The sequence below is a fragment of the Cupriavidus sp. SIMBA_020 genome, from assembly GCF_046535395.1.
GTDB lineage: Bacteria > Pseudomonadota > Gammaproteobacteria > Burkholderiales > Burkholderiaceae > Cupriavidus > Cupriavidus campinensis.
The window spans coordinates 1-256 of sequence record NZ_JAWRWU010001078.1; the positions used below are offsets into that span (position 1 = coordinate 1).

1 protein-coding gene is annotated in these 256 nt (G+C 74.2%); it reads right to left on the bottom strand.

Going from position 1 to position 256, the window contains the following annotated elements:
- The coding region (locus SB751_RS32815) for a MarR family winged helix-turn-helix transcriptional regulator (protein ID WP_410749355.1) at window positions 1-256 on the bottom strand (256 nt) is incomplete at both ends.

Below are 256 nucleotides of genomic sequence, written 5' to 3' on the forward strand. Positions count from 1 at the left end.
GGTCGCGCAGCAGGGCGACCTCGGCGGCATCCAGGTCCTGCACCAGCAGTTCGTTCAGGCGCACGACCTCCGGCAGCAGGGCGCGGTAGCGGTCCAGGCCTTCGGCGGTGGCCTCGACGCGCACCACGCGCCGGTCGGCGCTGTCGGGCAGGCGCCGCAGCCAGCCTTTCTCGCACAGGGAACCAAGGGTGCGCGAGGTGCGCGCCAGGTCGAGCCTGGCGGCCGCGGCCAGTTCGGCCGAGGTCATGATGCCGCC